At 40.7% G+C, this 17,404-nt stretch carries 14 protein-coding genes; 10 read left to right on the top strand and 4 right to left on the bottom strand.

The genetic code is table 11. The annotated features are described in order from the left end of the window. Positions 1-216: 216 nt before the first annotated feature. The 9 genes from F902_RS17360 (at position 217) to rimI (ending at position 9,788) form a co-directional block, all read left to right on the top strand. The gene (locus F902_RS17360; RefSeq protein ID WP_005205456.1) at positions 217-1,548 is read left to right on the top strand and encodes an EcsC family protein; all 1,332 of its coding nucleotides are present in this window, start codon (positions 217-219) and stop codon (positions 1,546-1,548) included. A gap of 160 nt (positions 1,549-1,708) precedes the next feature. After that, complete coding sequence (gene rpsL, locus F902_RS17355) at positions 1,709-2,083, top strand: 30S ribosomal protein S12 (RefSeq protein ID WP_004648013.1); 375 nt, start codon at positions 1,709-1,711, stop codon at positions 2,081-2,083. A 159-nt stretch (positions 2,084-2,242) separates the two neighbouring features. Beyond that, a complete protein-coding gene (rpsG, locus tag F902_RS17350) occupies positions 2,243-2,713 on the top strand; it encodes a 30S ribosomal protein S7 (RefSeq protein ID WP_004655203.1) in 471 nt (156 codons plus the stop codon). A 177-nt stretch (positions 2,714-2,890) separates the two neighbouring features. After that, entirely contained in the window at positions 2,891-5,029 is a 2,139-nt protein-coding gene (gene fusA, locus F902_RS17345) for an elongation factor G (RefSeq protein WP_005205454.1), read from the top strand. A gap of 92 nt (positions 5,030-5,121) precedes the next feature. Further along, positions 5,122-6,312 carry an elongation factor Tu gene (gene tuf, locus F902_RS17340; RefSeq protein ID WP_004802222.1) on the top strand — a complete coding sequence of 397 codons (1,191 nt, stop codon included), beginning with the start codon at positions 5,122-5,124 and terminating at the stop codon, positions 6,310-6,312. Positions 6,313-6,365: 53 nt separating this feature from the next. Beyond that, positions 6,366-7,091 (top strand): hypothetical protein, encoded by a 726-nt coding sequence (locus tag F902_RS17335; protein WP_005205452.1) that lies wholly within the window; start codon positions 6,366-6,368, stop codon positions 7,089-7,091. Positions 7,092-7,244: 153 nt separating this feature from the next. After that, the gene (locus F902_RS17330) at positions 7,245-8,126 is read left to right on the top strand and encodes a metal-dependent hydrolase (RefSeq protein ID WP_005205449.1); all 882 of its coding nucleotides are present in this window, start codon (positions 7,245-7,247) and stop codon (positions 8,124-8,126) included. Between the two features lie 222 nt (positions 8,127-8,348). Next, the gene (locus F902_RS17325; RefSeq protein WP_005205446.1) at positions 8,349-9,233 is read left to right on the top strand and encodes a metal-dependent hydrolase; all 885 of its coding nucleotides are present in this window, start codon (positions 8,349-8,351) and stop codon (positions 9,231-9,233) included. A 93-nt stretch (positions 9,234-9,326) separates the two neighbouring features. Further along, positions 9,327-9,788, top strand: coding sequence for a ribosomal protein S18-alanine N-acetyltransferase (gene rimI / locus F902_RS17320; protein WP_212749913.1), 462 nt, complete (start codon positions 9,327-9,329; stop codon positions 9,786-9,788). On the opposite strand, the gene F902_RS17315 is transcribed toward rimI, so the two are convergent. The 4 genes from F902_RS17315 to trxB form a co-directional block, all read right to left on the bottom strand. Next, positions 9,774-10,589 carry an arginyltransferase gene (locus tag F902_RS17315; RefSeq protein WP_005205443.1) on the bottom strand — a complete coding sequence of 272 codons (816 nt, stop codon included), beginning with the start codon at positions 10,587-10,589 and terminating at the stop codon, positions 9,774-9,776. The two genes, rimI and F902_RS17315, sit on opposite strands and share 15 nt — an antisense overlap. Positions 10,590-10,617: 28 nt before the next feature. After that, a complete protein-coding gene (aat, locus tag F902_RS17310) occupies positions 10,618-11,352 on the bottom strand; it encodes a leucyl/phenylalanyl-tRNA--protein transferase (RefSeq protein WP_005205442.1) in 735 nt (244 codons plus the stop codon). An 86-nt stretch (positions 11,353-11,438) separates the two neighbouring features. Next, complete coding sequence (locus F902_RS17305; RefSeq protein WP_005205441.1) at positions 11,439-12,995, bottom strand: methyltransferase regulatory domain-containing protein; 1,557 nt, start codon at positions 12,993-12,995, stop codon at positions 11,439-11,441. A gap of 116 nt (positions 12,996-13,111) precedes the next feature. Then, the gene (trxB, locus tag F902_RS17300; RefSeq protein WP_004805153.1) at positions 13,112-14,062 is read right to left on the bottom strand and encodes a thioredoxin-disulfide reductase; all 951 of its coding nucleotides are present in this window, start codon (positions 14,060-14,062) and stop codon (positions 13,112-13,114) included. Positions 14,063-14,314: 252 nt separating this feature from the next. On the opposite strand from trxB, the gene F902_RS17295 reads away from it, so the two are divergent. After that, positions 14,315-17,404 (top strand): DNA translocase FtsK, encoded by a 3,090-nt coding sequence (locus F902_RS17295; protein ID WP_005205439.1) that lies wholly within the window; start codon positions 14,315-14,317, stop codon positions 17,402-17,404.

Below are 17,404 nucleotides of genomic sequence, written 5' to 3'. Positions count from 1 at the left end.
TTAAAATGGCTTATGAGTGAATGACACCATGATAGCAGAAAGGTTTTTTATTTCTTATGGCAAATCTTATGCCTATTTCCAGTTGTGTAAATATTCGTAAATATTCGCGATGTTGTGACGAAACGTAAAGAAAGAACACAGATAAAAGTTGAGATAAATCTGCATTCAACCTAGTATTTACCTAGAAATGCACAGATTACACAACAGAGGTACTTGATGACAAAATCTAAAAACAAGCAATCTTCAGGTTTATTTGCACAAGCCTTTGGAGTGGCTAAAAAGCTCAGTTCAGAATTGCAGAAATTTCAAGTTGCCCCAACCACATCGGGTGCGGAACTCGCGAATTCATCCAATATTGTTGAAGGAAAAGCACGTTTCAAAAGTCCATTTGAGGTCGAAAAATACGAAAATCCTCAGCAAATGCTACGTCAACAATTTCCAAAACTATCTCATCAATTGTTAGGTCGTCATTATAACCGAGTGAATAGTGTGGCTTCGTTTGTATCACCAGATTTGGGCGATAAGGTCTCAGACTATTTATTCCAATGGTTAAATGAGTTTAGTTCAAATAGTTCTTTGACTGAAAAAATCCTTGAGGAAGCAGGGGTCAAAGATATTATGGAACTGACCACAGATACCGGACGTTCACAGCGCCTAAGTCAGGCATTAATTGAGCAAAATAAATTATTGGCTGCAGTACAAGGAGCGATTACAGGTGCAACGGGAGTCTGGGGTGCAGCGATCGATATTCCAGCATCTATTGTTTTGACCTTGAGAACGATTTATCAAACTGGTCGTTCACATGGTTTTGATTTATCTGAGGATACAGATCAAGAAATTGTTGCTTTCATCTTTAAAGAAATTGATTTGAGTTTAGTTGCGGAAAAACAAACCTTGTTAGTTGCGTTAAAAGCGTTGAAATCCATGTTGGAAACGCATGATTTGCAACAGTTTCAGCAATTGTTAGGTTCAAATAATGATATTGAGTTGGTGAAAAAATGGTTAGTGGATGAAAGTGGTGAGTTTAAATGGAACTGGCTCAATCGGATTCCTCAAGCTTCTGTGCTTAGTAAATTGACACCTGTTGCAGGTGCAGCGCTAGGTGGTTTCTATAGTTGGAGACTATTAGAGGATGTTGGGCACAAATCGCAATCTATTTTTGGTGCAGCTCGCTTCTATATTAATGAACATCCCCATGAAAAAATTTCGCCACTAGATGCATATTTTAAGGCGGAAGCTTTATTGAAAAAGGCGAGCCCACGTTTATTAAGTGCAGCGGCAGAAGCCAACAAAACCACAGCATCAGATGAACAGAATGATGTGATTACTAAAGTGACGGTTCAAGTGAAAGCAAATAAAGCTTCGACAGTCGCTGTGGGTGACAAGGTAGAAGAGGGAATTCAGCAGCTTGCAGAACAGCATGTGGTTGAACATCCCCATGCGGAACAACAGCCAGCATTAAAAGTACAGCAAGATGAAACTTTTGAGGATATTGAGGCTGAGCAAAAATCAATTGATATAGAACCTGCCTCAACAAAACATAGCTAAATCTGGCTGTAATGTTTTAGACATAAAAAACACAACAAACATCAGAAATGGTCGACACTTCAAATGTTGACCATTTTTACTTCTTAGCTTACAATTATGTGCCCTTAAAAAGAGGTTCTTTCCTTTTTTTAAGGTTGTTTAATAACGGGAGAATTGCCAAATGGCAACAACAAATCAGTTGATCCGTAAGGGTCGTACAACTTTGATTGAAAAATCTAAAGTTCCTGCGTTGAAGGCTTGTCCACAACGTCGTGGTGTATGTACACGTGTTTATACTACTACACCTAAAAAACCTAACTCAGCAATGCGTAAGGTTTGCCGTGTTCGCTTAACTTCAGGTTTTGAAGTATCTAGCTATATCGGTGGTGAAGGTCATAACCTACAAGAGCACAGTGTTGTTCTTATCCGTGGTGGTCGTGTTAAAGACTTACCAGGTGTACGTTACCATACCGTTCGTGGTTCTTTAGACTGTGCTGGCGTTAAAGATCGTAACCAGTCACGTTCTAAATACGGTACTAAGCGTCCTAAGAAGTAATTCTAGGAAACTAGTCCAAACAACCCTTTAGCGTTTCGCTTGTTTGAATTCTTCATAGTTTTGTAATTCAAGCGACGTATAGTAAGGCCAGCGAAAGTACATGACACTCGTACAAACTGCTGGATTATCCTGAAGTGTCATATTATTAGGTGTATTAAAATGCCAAGACGTCGCGTAGTCGCTGCTCGTGAGATCCTTCCAGATCCAAAATTTAGCAGCCAAACAATCGCTAAATTCATGAACCACGTAATGCAAGATGGTAAAAAATCTATTGCTGAAAGTATCGTTTACGGTGCTTTAGACCGCGTTCAAGAAAAAAACAAAGTAGACCCAGTTGAATTTTTCGAGACTACTCTTGAAAAAGTTCGTCCTATGGTTGAAGTAAAAGCACGCCGTGTTGGTGGTGCTACTTATCAAGTACCTATGGAAGTACGCCCATCCCGTCGTACTGCTCTAGCTATGCGTTGGTTAGTAGATGCTGCTGCTAAGCGTTCTGAAAAAACGATGGCTTTACGTCTTGCTGGTGAGTTGCTTGATGCAGCTGAAGGTAAAGGTGCAGCGATCAAAAAACGTGAAGACGTGCATCGTATGGCTGAAGCCAACAAAGCCTTCTCTCACTACCGTTTCTAAGCGGATAAAACAGTCCCTAATCAGGAGAATATTCATGCGTACCGCGGCTCGATTCAACATCGCTCTTTACCAAAGTGGGGGCTTTGCGGGTATTTAAGTTGCCTGCTTGGATATTCGTGCGCATCAATTTAATTGGTGCGTCCTGTTTTAAATATAACATTTAGGAATGTAGACATCATGGCTCGCCAAACCCCAATTAGTAATTACCGTAACATCGGTATTTCTGCGCACATTGACGCAGGTAAAACAACTACAACTGAACGTATTTTGTTCTACACAGGTGTATCTCACAAAATTGGTGAAGTACACGATGGTGCAGCAACAATGGACTGGATGGAACAAGAGCAAGAGCGTGGTATTACAATTACCTCTGCTGCTACAACTTGTTTCTGGTCTGGTATGGCTAACCAATTCCAACAACACCGTATCAACGTAATTGATACACCGGGACACGTAGACTTCACAATCGAAGTTGAACGTTCTATGCGTGTTCTTGACGGTGCGTGCATGGTTTACTGTGCAGTTGGTGGTGTACAGCCTCAGTCTGAAACTGTATGGCGTCAAGCGAACAAATATAAAGTGCCTCGTTTAGCATTCGTGAACAAGATGGACCGTACTGGTGCAAACTTCTTCCGTGCTGTTGAGCAAGTTAAAACTCGTTTAGGTGGTAATCCTGTGCCTATCGTTGTGCCAATCGGTGCAGAAGATACGTTCACAGGTGTTGTTGACCTTATCGAAATGAAAGCGATTATCTGGGATGAAGCATCTCAAGGTATGAAGTTCGAATACGGTGATATTCCTGCTGACCTCGTTGAGATTTCTCAAGAATGGCGTACTAAGATGGTTGAAGCTGCGGCTGAAGCATCTGAAGAGCTAATGGACAAGTACTTGGAAGAAGGTGATCTTTCTAAAGAAGAAATCATCGCTGGTCTTCGTACACGTACATTGGCTTCTGAAATCCAAGTTATGCTTTGTGGTTCAGCGTTCAAGAACAAAGGTGTTCAACGTATGTTGGATGCTGTAATTCAATTCTTGCCTTCTCCTACAGAAGTTAAAGCGATTGAAGGTATTCTTGACGACAAAGATGAAACTAAAGCATCTCGTGAAGCATCTGACGAAGCGCCGTTCTCTGCACTTGCGTTCAAAATCATGAACGATAAGTTCGTAGGTAACTTAACATTCGTACGTGTTTATTCTGGTGTTCTTAAACAAGGTGATCCGGTTTATAACCCAGTTAAATCTAAGCGTGAACGTATCGGTCGTATCGTGCAAATGCACGCGAACGAACGTCAAGATCTTGAAGAAATCCGTGCAGGTGATATCGCAGCGTGTGTAGGTCTTAAAGACGTTACTACGGGTGATACATTATGTGATGAGAAAAACATCATTACTCTTGAGCGTATGGAATTCCCAGAGCCAGTAATTTCATTGGCTGTTGAACCAAAAACTAAAGCTGACCAAGAAAAAATGTCAATTGCTTTAGGTCGTTTGGCGAAAGAAGATCCATCGTTCCGCGTTCGTACAGACGAAGAATCTGGTCAAACAATTATTGCTGGTATGGGTGAGCTTCACCTTGACATCATCGTTGACCGTATGAAGCGTGAATTCGGTGTTGAAGCGAACATTGGTAAACCAATGGTTGCTTACCGTGAAACGATCAAAAAGTCTGTTGAGCAAGAAGGTAAGTTTGTTCGTCAAACAGGTGGTAAAGGTAAATTCGGTCATGTATATGTTCGTTTAGAGCCTATGGATGTTGAAGAAGCTGGTAAAGAATACCAATTCGCTGAAGAAGTTGTCGGCGGTACAGTACCTAAAGAATTCTTTGGTGCGGTTGATAAAGGTATTCAAGAACGTATGAAGAATGGTGTATTGGCTGGTTACCCTGTTGTGGGTATCAAAGCGACATTATTTGATGGTTCTTACCACGATGTCGACTCTGACGAATTGTCGTTCAAAATGGCTGGTTCATACGCTTTCCGTGACGGTTTCATGAAAGCTGATCCTATCCTTCTTGAACCAATCATGAAAGTTGAAGTAGAAACTCCAGAAGACTACATGGGCGATATCATGGGTGACTTAAACCGTCGTCGTGGTATGGTTCAAGGTATGGACGATCTTCCTGGTGGAACAAAAGCAATTAAAGCAGAAGTTCCATTGGCTGAGATGTTTGGTTACGCGACTCAAATGCGTTCTATGTCTCAAGGTCGTGCGACTTATTCTATGGAATTCGCTAAATACGCTGAAACACCACGTAACGTGGCTGAAGGCATCATCGCTAAGTTCCAAGCTGGCGGTAAAAAAGGTGACGACGAGTAATCTTTCGATTACTATATTACCCAACTAAATTTAGTTAAAAAACCAAGTGCTCATGGGCGACCCTCATGAGCAGTTTATAAAGGAAGATCATCATGGCTAAAGCCAAGTTTGAACGTAATAAACCACACGTAAACGTGGGTACAATTGGTCACGTTGACCATGGTAAAACAACTTTAACTGCTGCGATTGCAACTATCTGTGCAAAAACTTACGGCGGTGAAGCGAAAGATTACTCACAAATCGACTCAGCTCCTGAAGAAAAAGCACGTGGTATTACAATTAATACTTCACACGTAGAATACGATTCTCCAATCCGTCACTACGCTCACGTAGACTGCCCGGGCCACGCCGATTATGTTAAAAACATGATTACTGGTGCTGCTCAGATGGACGGCGCGATCCTTGTATGTGCTGCGACTGATGGTCCAATGCCACAAACTCGTGAACACATCCTTCTTTCACGTCAGGTTGGTGTACCTTACATCATCGTATTCTTGAACAAGTGTGACCTTGTTGATGATGAAGAGTTACTTGAATTAGTAGAAATGGAAGTTCGTGAACTTCTTTCTACTTATGACTTCCCAGGTGATGACACTCCAATCATCCGTGGTTCAGCGCTTCAAGCATTAAACGGTAACGATGGTCCTTATGGCGAGAAAGCTGTAATTGACTTAGTTGCAGCACTTGACTCTTACATCCCAGAGCCAGAACGTGCTATCGATAAAGCATTCTTGATGCCAATCGAAGACGTATTCTCTATCTCAGGCCGTGGTACAGTTGTAACTGGTCGTGTAGAAGCTGGTATCGTAAAAGTTGGTGAAGAAGTTGAAATCGTAGGTATCAAAGATACGGTTAAGACTACTGTAACTGGCGTAGAAATGTTCCGTAAATTGCTTGACGAAGGTCGTGCAGGCGAGAACTGTGGTGTTCTTCTTCGTGGTACTAAGCGTGAAGACGTACAACGTGGTCAAGTACTTGCTAAGCCAGGTACAATCAAGCCGCACACTAAATTCGATGCAGAAGTATATGTACTTTCTAAAGAAGAAGGTGGTCGTCATACTCCATTCCTTAACGGTTACCGTCCACAGTTCTACTTCCGTACAACTGACGTAACTGGCGCGATCAAATTACAAGATGGCGTAGAAATGGTAATGCCTGGTGACAACGTTGAGATGTCAGTAGAGTTAATCCACCCGATCGCAATGGACCCAGGTCTACGTTTTGCGATCCGTGAAGGTGGTCGTACTGTAGGCGCTGGTGTTGTTGCTAAAGTAACTGCATAATCGCTTAGAGTGATAAAAAAACACCCCTCTGGGGTGTTTTTTTTGGAAAAAATATGAATACAGTAAAATCTATACCCAATAAGAAAATAACCTATTGTTTACGTGTAGTTTATTTCGTTTTATTTACATGTTTTATTAATATAATGATCATGTTGCCCATCATTTTTTATAAATCACATCAATGGCTTGAAACATATTTCTTACTTATTATCATATTGTCTTTTGGATTAAGTACTTTGATTTTGTGGTATGTTTTTAAAGTTGTAAGCGCAAGAATCCTCTTTAAGAACCAAATTTGCAGCTACTCAATTGATGATTTTGGGTTTCATTATCATTTATTCAGTGGAGGGAAAAGATCAATTTTATTCAGCCAACTAAGTCATGATTCAAATAGATCACATCCTGATATTTATCTTGTTAATTATTCCAACTTACCAATTTCGCTGTATGTTTATATCAATACTGCAAATACAAATAAAGTTATCGTCGAACAATTATATTTTCAATTAGGTGGATTTCTTGGCGAATATATAATTAAAAACTCACATGAACTTGCTTGTGAGTTCTTTAAGCGCGTGCGTCAACAGCGACCTGATATTACCGTCTCTCCAGAGATTTACTATCAACTTAATATACATCCCGAACAATTCAATTTTGATCACGATGTTGAACATCGGAAAAAGAGGAATAGAAGGTGGGTGTTTGGAATAGTGGCTATATTTTTGATTGGTATTTGTTTATTTATATACTATAAGCATCGTTTTATACACGGAGGTTAGATTGTCTGATAATTTTCGCTAAAAGCTGTCCCAAACTGATACTACGCTGTCCTAAACTGCACTTAATTGATTCGCATAAAACCGTAATATAAAACTCAAGAAAACGAACAAAAGTGCTCAGTGGAGATATTCCACTGAAAAGGAGTAGGCAGCATGAATGCTAAAGTGAATGTTTCAAATCGTGCAGGTGCAAGTTTCCCAGTACGTCGTATGAATTTTGATTTTAATGAAGTTCCTGAATATTGGGTCAGTGGTTCTGCTGGATTAACTCATTTTATGACAGGTTTATCTGCACTATTTCCAGATGGTGAAAAGCTCTTTATCGATTCAGTGCGTGCTGTACGTTATCACCCAGCCATTAAAGACAATGAAAAACTGCAAAAAGAAATCAGTGCTTTTATTGGTCAAGAGGCGATGCATACCCAAGAGCATGTCAACTTTAATGCTTCAGCTCAGAAATATGGTCATGATGTCGAAACACTTGAACGAAGAACAGGTGTCGTGATTCAAACAGGCCGTAAATTATTTGCTAAATTGGTTAAGCCATTTGGCATGACGCAAGAAATGGTCGATTTGACTGCAACTACAGCACTCGAACATTTTACTGCAACCATTGCATCAGAATTATTGCGTAATCCGCATATTCAAGAGTTAATGCAAGACAAGACCATGGAATATATGTGGTTATGGCATGCAGTAGAAGAAAATGAACATAAGGCGGTTGCTTATGATGTGTATGAAGAAATTTTTGGTCGTGGTGTAAAAGCCTACGCATTACGCAATACTGCACTGGTCGTTTCGATGGTTGCAATTTTCTTGACTCAATCTTCATTCGTATTGAAATTATTGAAAGATGATGGAAAATTAAATTTCAAAGAGCTCGGTATGATTTATGAATACGCCTATAGTCCGTCGAAAGGGATTATCTCTGGAATGGCGGGTGAAATGTTGGCCTACTTCAAGCCTGGTTTCCATCCAAATGATTTAGATACCGTACAATTATTGCAAGATTGGAAGGCAAAATTAGGTCTGTAAACGCTGTTTATTTTAGCCTCGTAATTCCTGAAAAGGGACAATAAGTATTGTCCCTTTTTTATTTTAATCTTTCATTTCATACAGAATTTTGAGCAAGCTGACATGTCCTAAGATGATGCTTTTCTGACCTTATCTGCACTTATTTCATGCACTGAAAAGGGCGTATAAATAAAGTATAGAAAATGATCGATAAAGCGTATTCATCGTATAGGAGAACAGGGTATGAATGCTAAAGTTAATATTTCAAACCGTGCTGGCGCCAGCTTTCCCGTACGCCGAATGGATTTTGAATTTGGTGAGGTACCACGTTATTGGGCCAATGGTGATGCTGCTTTAACTCATTTTATGACTGCGCTTTCGGCACTGTTTCCAGAAGGTGAGCAATTCTTTGTGAACAGCACCCGTGCAGTACGGAATGATCCCAAACTCGCAGATGAGCGACTTCAGAAAGAGATCAGTGCCTTTATTGGTCAAGAAGCCATGCATTCAAAAGAGCATCTTGCATTTAATGCTTCAGCAGAGGCCTATGGTTACGATGTTCGTAAAATGGAAGGGCAAACAGGTCGTTTAATCAACCGTACCATTGGAATGACAGCAAAACTCTTAAAACCTTTCGGTTTCACCAAAGAAATGATTGGTTTGACGGGAACCTGTGCCTTGGAGCACTTTACTTCAACCATTGCAGAAGAACTATTAAGTAATCCTGACATTCAAGCGATGTTTATGGATGAAACCATGTACCATTTATGGATGTGGCATGCAGTTGAAGAAAACGAGCATAAAGCGGTTGCTTTTGATGTCTATGAAGCGATGTATGGTCAAGGCCCTAAAGCGTATTTTATGCGTTCATTGGCCTTAGTTATTGCAATGGGGCTCATCTTTATTACCCAATCTTATTTTACCGCCAAGCTTCTACAAACAGATGGCAAATTGACATGGCGTGATACCAAATACATGATCAAATTTATGTATGGCTATAAAGGTTTTATGACCCGCCAAATCCCGACCTTGTTAGATTTTTTAAGACCGAAATTTCATCCGAATGATGAAGATACCACAGCACTTTTGAATAAATGGCGTGCTGAATTGGGTTTTAATCTAAGTTAACTTCAATGGGCAGTCAAAACTGCCCATTTTTTTATTCAAATTTTGCTTTAAATTGCTGATAATCTGCACCAGTATTTTATAGAGTGATAGATCGTGATTCGATTGATGCAAGAAAATGACTTAGAAAGTGTGGCGGGGATTGAGCGATTGGTGCAAACCCATCCCTGGTCAAAGCAGCAGTTTCAGGAGTCTTTCGCCTCGTATCAATGTACGGTGTATGAACAAGCCAATCAAGTAGTGGGATTCTGTATTCTGCAGCCCGTTTTGGATGAAGCAAATTTATTGTTGATGGCGATTCACCCAAGCCAACAGGGTAAAGGACTGGGTTATGAATTATTAGAAAGCTCAATCCAGCAATTAAAAAACAATCCAATTCAGATTTTTTTAGAAGTTCGTGAAAGTAATGCAGCTGCGATTCGTTTGTATGAAAAAACAGGTTTTCATCAAATTGACTTACGTAAAAATTATTATCCAAACCCCGATGGTTCAAGAGAGCATGCTGTGATTATGGTCAAAACATGCACTGATGATTTTGCAGCGTTATTTAATAATTAAATTATTCCACTCTGAAGGTAGCGTACTCATCAATGAATTTCCAAGCTGATGGATTTCATTTTCAGAGAGTGGACGATTAAGTCGACGCCATTGCCCATCAAGCAATAATTCGAGTGGCGTATATTGCGATTTATAATTCATTTTGGATGAATGCGGTACCCAATAACCGAGATAGAGATAATCCAGATTCAGTGTACGTACATATTCGATTTGTTTAAGGATCGCAAACACACCTAAAGAACGGCGTTGTTCATCTGGATCAAAGAAGGTATAGACTGCTGACAGCCCATCGTCCATCAAATCACAGGTTGAAACACCAATCAGTTTTTGGTCTTTCCAAAGTTCAATAAAGAAACTTTCTGTGCAGCTATGTACCAGAAATTTTTCAAACTGATCTAGACTGGCAGGGTACATATCACCATCTGAGTGACGTTCATTGATATAACGTTCATATAAGTCGTAGTGTTGTTGAGTGGCTTGCGAGGTCGGCAAAATACTCATTTGCAAATCTTGATTGCGTTTCCATGCCTTTTTTTGGCTGCTGTTCATTTTAAATTCTTGAACGGGAACACGGCAAGATAAGCATTGGCGACATAAGTGACATTCAGGGCGATAGACAAAATCACCACTACGACGAAAACCAACACGAGAAAGTTCTGACAACGTCACCACATCGATACGGTGAATTGGATCTAGGAACACCATTCGGGCTGATTTGTTATCAAGATAACTGCAGTCGTGCGGTGGCGTAATATAGTACTGTAAGTCATTTAAAAGGGACTTGGGTTGATATGATTTCATTAATCTGTCCCTCCAAGGTGTTAATCCGTTAACCGTCTAATTTTGCAAAAACTGCTATTCTTTTACTTGAAAATACACGTTCTTGATAACTTTTCCAATTGATAGAGGGGGCAATAATTACATCTTGTAACGATTTAAGGTAGGCTTGGCGAGAAAGTGTACTCGCACCGAGGCTTAAAAGGTGATCATTGACCAATTGGCAATCAATCCATGGCAACTGATTTTCTTGTCCAATCAGCATTAAAGTATAGAAAGCCATTTTAGAAACATCTGTTTCAGTACTAAACATGGATTCTCCAAAACAGCCTTTACCGATACTGACACCATAGAGTCCGCCAACCAAGTTATCCTGCTGCTGCCAGACTTCAACACTGTACGCATATCCTGCTTGGAATAAGGCGCAATAGCCTGAAATGATATCTTCACTAATCCAGGTTTCATTGGCATAGCTCCGCGGCAATGAACAAGAACGAATCACGTCTTCAAAAGCATGGTTAATGGTAATTCGATAATCATGCTTTTTCATATTTCGAATTAAAGATTTACTTGGTTTGTAGGCATGTGGCTCGATAATGCATCGCGGTTCAGGACTCCACCAGCAAATTGGCTCGTCTTCATTGAACCAAGGGAACAGCCCATGTGTGTAGGCTTCAAATAAAGTAGAAGGGGATAGGTCTGCACCAATACAAATAAATCCTTGTCCTTCAGGATCAGCTTCGATTGGATTCGGGAAAATATATTGCGAGGGTGGGAGTTGTTGCATAGCATAAAAAATTAATAAGATTAATTCTAAGCTAACTGAAGTTATAGGGAATGGCAATCATTGGCAGAGCCATTCCCTATACGAGATTAATCAAACAAACGTAAATGTTTAGCAATTTCTAATTTTTTACTGTCGAGGAAAAATTGTGCTTTAGTTTGAATAATTTCAAGACTCTTGGCTTGGTCAGAGACGGTTTTGCCATCTTTATCTAAGACCAGCCAATTGAGTTGGCTGATCACAGCTTGTACATATTGCGCAAATTCACTTGCTGATGCTAAACCATCAATGAAATGTGCACGATAGAACAGTTGATGGAAATGCTCAGTTGGAATACCGATTCCTGTAATTGGGCTAATCAGGACATTATAGTTTTGATGAAAACTCGCTTGCTTTAATAAGTAGTGATTTAAACGTTGGGATTGCTCTAAAGTTTGTTGCTTCGGGTCTAAGTTTTGACACGGTTGAGCTAAACCGAGGTGAGATAGAATGACTAAAGCATTGAGAATTTTTGCATAGTTGAGATCTGGCAAACTTTGTTCCAGTTCAAAAATGGTCAGTGGTTGATAGTTTTCCTTTGCAAATTTATCGCCAATGGGCAGATAAATTTCTTCAATTAAATTAAAGGTGCCTAATAACCCACTGATACTGGTTGGTAGCTGTTCCTTGGCTGTCAGTAACACAAAGGCCGTGTTGCGCAGCCGTTCTTGTGCCTGTAATGGGGTTAAGTTATTTTTACCTCGAATAAACAAGTCTCGTCTAAATTGCGTGTTAGCAAAATAGTCGCGGCATTGTTCTTTAAAAATAGGGTGCTCAATGGCATTCAAAAAAGCTTGGTGCTGTTCTGAAAAATTGATGTTATCGAGGTGTGTATTTAAATCGGTTGAACCTGCATAGGACAGTTTGATTTCATCCAGAATACGCACAATTTGCTGGAAGGAAAAACATTGCCAATCTTGATTGAGATATTCATGAATCAAGTAGTTTGGATTTTGCTGTTTTAAATCAGCGACTTTTTGTACGGCATTGGGATTGCGTTGGGCAAAAATTGGATTTTGCTTAAGTAAGTCTTCACTGAAGGTGAGGGCTTCATTGACCTTTTGCAGAGGATTGGTACTTTTGCTATTAAACTTAAAATGGCTATGAAATAACTCGCGAATTGGCATATTCGCTGCCCAACCAGTAACGCAGTTATAGCTGATATAGACAATACCGTTGGGTTTTAAGAATTTACGAATAAATTTGAGAATAATGTGCTGATTTTCATAGCTGATCCAGCTCCAAATCCCGTGTAGGCTGATCGAATCAAACATCGGAAGATCAGAACGATTAAGCAACTCTTCAAAACTATCATCATAGAAGTAATGTTCGGTTTTGCTCTGCTCAGCCAGTTGATTGGCATGTGCTGCATGTGCTGGATTGAAATCTGTACCGTAGAATGCAGCTTCATTACAGGTTGCGTGAATATTAATACTGACACCTTGACCAAAGCCAAGTTCACAATGATTATGATTTTCCTGAAAATCTGGACTATCGATGCCATTTAAAAGTAAGCAAAACTTTTGGAAATTCGGGCTGAGGTCTCGATAATAACCGTAGGTATAATTTACTTCAGTTTGGTAGCCATTCGTCCAGGTCGTTGTCATTGATATATCCTATAGACTGATTGTTGATATGTTTAAAAAGCCGTCAATTTTTCGATTGTATGGATACTCGCAAAAAAAAACCACCAAAGATTGGTGGTTTTTCAATATTGGCCTAATTAGTTTAGATTATCGAGATATTTCTCTGCATCTAATGCTGCCATACAGCCTGAGCCCGCTGAAGTAATCGCTTGGCGATAGATACTATCTGCCACATCACCTGCAGCAAATACGCCTTCAATAGAGGCAGCAGTTGCATTACCCGCAGTGCCGCTATGCACTTGGATATAGCCATCACGCAGATTTAACTGGCCATCAAACATGCCTGTATTCGGTTTATGTCCGATCGCAACAAACAAACCTTGAACTTGCACATCTTGCGTGCTTGAATCTTGGGTTGATTGAATACGAACAGCCGTTACGCCTGTTTTGTCACCCAATACTTCATCCACTTGATGGTTCCAGATAATACTGATTTTGCCTTCTTTTTCTTTGGCAAAAAGATGGTCTTGTAAAATCTTTTCAGAACGTAAGCTGTCACGACGGTGAACAAGGGTCACATGCGCTGCAATATTAGAAAGATAAAGTGCTTCTTCGACTGCTGTGTTACCACCACCCACAACCATGACATTTTGGTTCTTATAGAAGAAACCATCACAGGTTGCACATGCGCTTACACCTTGACCCATAAACGCAGCTTCAGATTCAAGACCTAGGTACTGTGCAGTTGCACCTGTTGCAATAATCAACGCATCACACGTGTACTCTTCCATATCGCCTTTGAGTACGAATGGACGAGTTTTAAGATCTACTTCATTGATATGATCGTAGACAATTTCTGTACCAAAACGTTCTGCATGAGCTTGCATACGTTCCATAAGTACAGGACCAGTTAAGCCTTCTGGGTCACCTGGCCAGTTGTCAACTTCAGTGGTCGTTGTTAATTGACCACCGAGTTGCAAACCCGCAATCAGTGTTGGCTTGAGGTTAGCACGTGCAGCATAGACTGCTGCGCTATAGCCTGCAGGACCAGAACCCAAAATAATTAACCGTGAGTGACGAGCGCTCATTAAAGAACATCCTTTTTATATCAAAACTGCTAAAATTATACGTGAATCCAGAGCGGAGTGGTTTAAATCCATCGGGATAATATTGATTAACTCAATCGAATTGAGCTATATCCGAGCAGGATGTTAACAACAACAGTAAACAATCGTGCATCTTTTTTGTAAGAACGAGTGCATAATATAAAACTTATTGATTAAGGCATTTTAGGCCTTGAAAGATACTAACAAATAACGAATTGGGTTACAGGACTGTATATGACTGCGGTGTCAAGTGTTTATGCACAACGCTTTTTAATGACATTATTTTTGATTTCTTTTGGCATTTATTTATTTCTTGCCACAGTAACCTATACACCATTTGATCCGGGCTGGATGCATATTTCCAGTGATACCCAGCAGGTTTCAAACGCCAGCGGTGTAGCAGGCGCTTGGATCGCAGATTTACTGTTTGGTTTCTTGGGATGGGCAAGTTTGCTGATTCCACTGTTCTTGTTTATTGAAGCCATTCAAGTCTGGTGGCCAAGAAGCTTTTTAAATCGCCCATTTCGTTATGCTGCACAGTTTTTCTTGATCCTGTCCATTTCTAGTTTGTTGTATCTGCATTGGAATACACCTGCAGATACTTTGGATAATGCAGCGGGTGGTATTATTGGTTATGAGTTGGGGCAGAGTTTATCCCAATTATTGACCATCTATGGCGCAACTTTATTCTTATTGGCTTTTAGTATCTTATTGCTGACTTTAGCCTTTGGCATTCAGTGGAACAAAACGTGGATCACACTGAAAAATACACCTGCTTATTTACAAGATTTATTCTACAAGAATGTCCCACAGAATGAATCTGCATATGATCTGACTGAGCAATTAGCCGCTGCTGATACACCTGCAATTAAGAATAAAGTACAAACTGAGTCTGATCTTGTAGCAGATACGAGTGAAGCTAAAGCGAATCAAGTTCAAGCAAAACTGATTAAAATTGATGATTCGCATCATCAGTTGATGGCTGAAAAATTGTTTGCCGATGTGCTTGCAAAAGAACAGCAGCAAGGTAGTCAGCCAGTACAAACTGAGCAGATTGAAGATTTTGAACAGACTTTACAACGTGCCCATCAGTTTGAAACCGAAAGCCAACGTTTGGTTCAAACAGGTGAAGTATGGCGTGCTTTACAGCGTGATGATGCGAGCCATAAGCAAGAAATTGATGCATTATTAAGAGCTGCGGATGACGCTCCTCATGCTCCAGCACAGTATGCATCTACCGCACATGTGGCAACCGCAACGCAGACATCCAGTCACAGCAATCTAGATTGGAATGATGACCAAATCTTTGATGAATTGTTGGCTGCTGTTCCAAACAGTAAGACGGCAACAGATTTACATACCCCATTTACGCAAGAGCCTCTGGCGCATTCAGCCCCTCAGGTTGCTGAGGTCGAATTTGAGGCAGATATTGAAGCATTGATTAATGAATCTGCAAGACCAGCAGCTGTACAGCCAGAGACTGCACCGATTCAAAATGCAATACATCCTATCCAAGAGGATGTTCATCGCATAGCTGAGCAGCAAGTAGATGATTTTAATGATCTTCTGGTCGAAGAAGAGCGTGAACAGGCTTCACCACGAACGACCAGTTATGCGCAATCCTCTGCTTTTGTAAAAGCACCGATTGAAGTTTCAACACCAACACAAAAAGAAACACTGTCTAAAGAAGCCTTTATCGAAGCATGGCAAGAAACAGCAGGTAAAGCTGACCCAGATGCAGATTTTGATATTGAAGATGATTTTGATCTGGATGCGCCTTTAACGGATGCATTTGGTCGTCCAATGTCACGCGCCATGCAAGTTGCACAAAAACGCCGTGATCTACCGACTTTACCGGGTCTGGAATTGCTGGATGAAGTTGATCCAAACAAAAAGGTCAATTTTACCGCTGAGCAATTAGCACGTCTTTCTGAGCTGTTAGAGATCAAACTACAAGAGTTTAATGTGAAGGCTCAGGTGGTCGAAGCCCAGCCGGGACCAGTCGTAACACGCTTTGAACTGGATCTTGCACCAGGTGTAAAAGCCTCTAAAGTGACCAATATTTCACGCGATTTGGCACGTTCAATGTCGATGGCTTCGGTTCGTGTGGTTGAAGTGATTGCAGGAAAACCATATATCGGAATTGAAGTGCCGAATAGTAGCCGTGAAATGGTACGCTTGATTGAGTTATTGAAAACGCCAGCTTTTGAAGACCCTGCGGGTTTGCTCTCTATGGCGATGGGTAAGGACATTTCAGGTAATCCTGTAATTACTGACCTCGGTAAAGCGCCACATATGTTGGTTGCGGGGACCACAGGTTCTGGTAAGTCGGTTGCAGTGAACTCGATGATTTTATCGATGTTACTGAAATATACACCCGACCAGTTACGCTTGATTTTGATCGATCCAAAACAGCTTGAATTGGCTAACTATAATGATATTCCACACTTGTTAACACCTGTTGTGACGGATATGAAAGATGCCGTCAGCGCGCTAAATTGGTGTGTCAATGAAATGGAACGCCGTTATAAGCTGATGTCATTCCTGAAAATTCGTAAGTTAAGTGACTATAACCGTAAGGTCGAAGAAGCGATTGCCAATGGTGAAGATCTTATTGATCCAACATGGAAAGCCAGTGATTCAGTTGTGGGGGAGCGAGCACCGCGTTTAGCGCCATTACCATCGATTGTAATTGTCGCCGATGAGTTTGCTGACATGATCATGCAAGTCGGTAAAAAAGCCGAAGAAATGATTACTCGTTTAGCGCAGAAATCGCGTGCAGCAGGAATTCATTTACTGCTAGCAACACAACGTCCGTCGGTCGACGTAATTACAGGTTTGATTAAAGCCAATATTCCAACCCGTGTTGCATTACGTGTAAACAGTAAAATTGACTCACGTACCATTCTCGATGCAGGTGGTGCAGAAGACTTACTTGGTCATGGTGATATGTTGTTCCTAGGGCCAGGTAAAATCGAGCCTGAGCGTGTGCATGGTGCCTTTATTAGCGATGATGAAGTGAACCGTATTTGTGATGCTTGGCGTGAACGTGGTGAGCCGGATTATGTTGATGAAATCCTGACGCCATTTGATGAGGAGCCAAGCTCACGTGGTTTTGAAGATGGGGATGGTGATCCAAGTCGTGATGCGCTGTATGATCAATGTGTATCGTTCGTTTTAGAGACACGTAAAGCATCGACTTCATCGCTACAGCGTAAATTTAGCTTGGGCTATAACCGTGCCGCTCGTATTATCGACCAAATGGAAGAGAATGGCATTGTCAGCTCAATGGGCGCCAATGGTAAGCGAGATATTCTAGTTTAA

This window comes from Acinetobacter higginsii (genome assembly GCF_000369525.1).
Classification (GTDB): Bacteria; Pseudomonadota; Gammaproteobacteria; order Pseudomonadales; family Moraxellaceae; genus Acinetobacter; species Acinetobacter higginsii.
Note: the sequence above shows the minus strand (reverse complement) of the source record. Positions and strands in the feature narration are given on the sequence as shown.

What these genes read in the sequence shown, in the direction of transcription:
- F902_RS17360 (WP_005205456.1), top strand. Translation starts at nt 217, where the DNA reads ATGACAAAATCTAAAAACAAGCAATCTTCAGGTTTATTTGCACAAGCC.
- rpsL (WP_004648013.1), top strand. Translation starts at nt 1,709, where the DNA reads ATGGCAACAACAAATCAGTTGATCCGTAAGGGTCGTACAACTTTGATT.
- rpsG (WP_004655203.1), top strand. Translation starts at nt 2,243, where the DNA reads ATGCCAAGACGTCGCGTAGTCGCTGCTCGTGAGATCCTTCCAGATCCA.
- fusA (WP_005205454.1), top strand. Translation starts at nt 2,891, where the DNA reads ATGGCTCGCCAAACCCCAATTAGTAATTACCGTAACATCGGTATTTCT.
- tuf (WP_004802222.1), top strand. Translation starts at nt 5,122, where the DNA reads ATGGCTAAAGCCAAGTTTGAACGTAATAAACCACACGTAAACGTGGGT.
- F902_RS17335 (WP_005205452.1), top strand. Translation starts at nt 6,366, where the DNA reads ATGAATACAGTAAAATCTATACCCAATAAGAAAATAACCTATTGTTTA.
- F902_RS17330 (WP_005205449.1), top strand. Translation starts at nt 7,245, where the DNA reads ATGAATGCTAAAGTGAATGTTTCAAATCGTGCAGGTGCAAGTTTCCCA.
- F902_RS17325 (WP_005205446.1), top strand. Translation starts at nt 8,349, where the DNA reads ATGAATGCTAAAGTTAATATTTCAAACCGTGCTGGCGCCAGCTTTCCC.
- F902_RS17315 (WP_005205443.1), bottom strand. Translation starts at nt 10,589, where the DNA reads ATGAAATCATATCAACCCAAGTCCCTTTTAAATGACTTACAGTACTAT.
- aat (WP_005205442.1), bottom strand. Translation starts at nt 11,352, where the DNA reads ATGCAACAACTCCCACCCTCGCAATATATTTTCCCGAATCCAATCGAA.
- F902_RS17305 (WP_005205441.1), bottom strand. Translation starts at nt 12,995, where the DNA reads ATGACAACGACCTGGACGAATGGCTACCAAACTGAAGTAAATTATACC.
- trxB (WP_004805153.1), bottom strand. Translation starts at nt 14,062, where the DNA reads ATGAGCGCTCGTCACTCACGGTTAATTATTTTGGGTTCTGGTCCTGCA.
- F902_RS17295 (WP_005205439.1), top strand. Translation starts at nt 14,315, where the DNA reads ATGACTGCGGTGTCAAGTGTTTATGCACAACGCTTTTTAATGACATTA.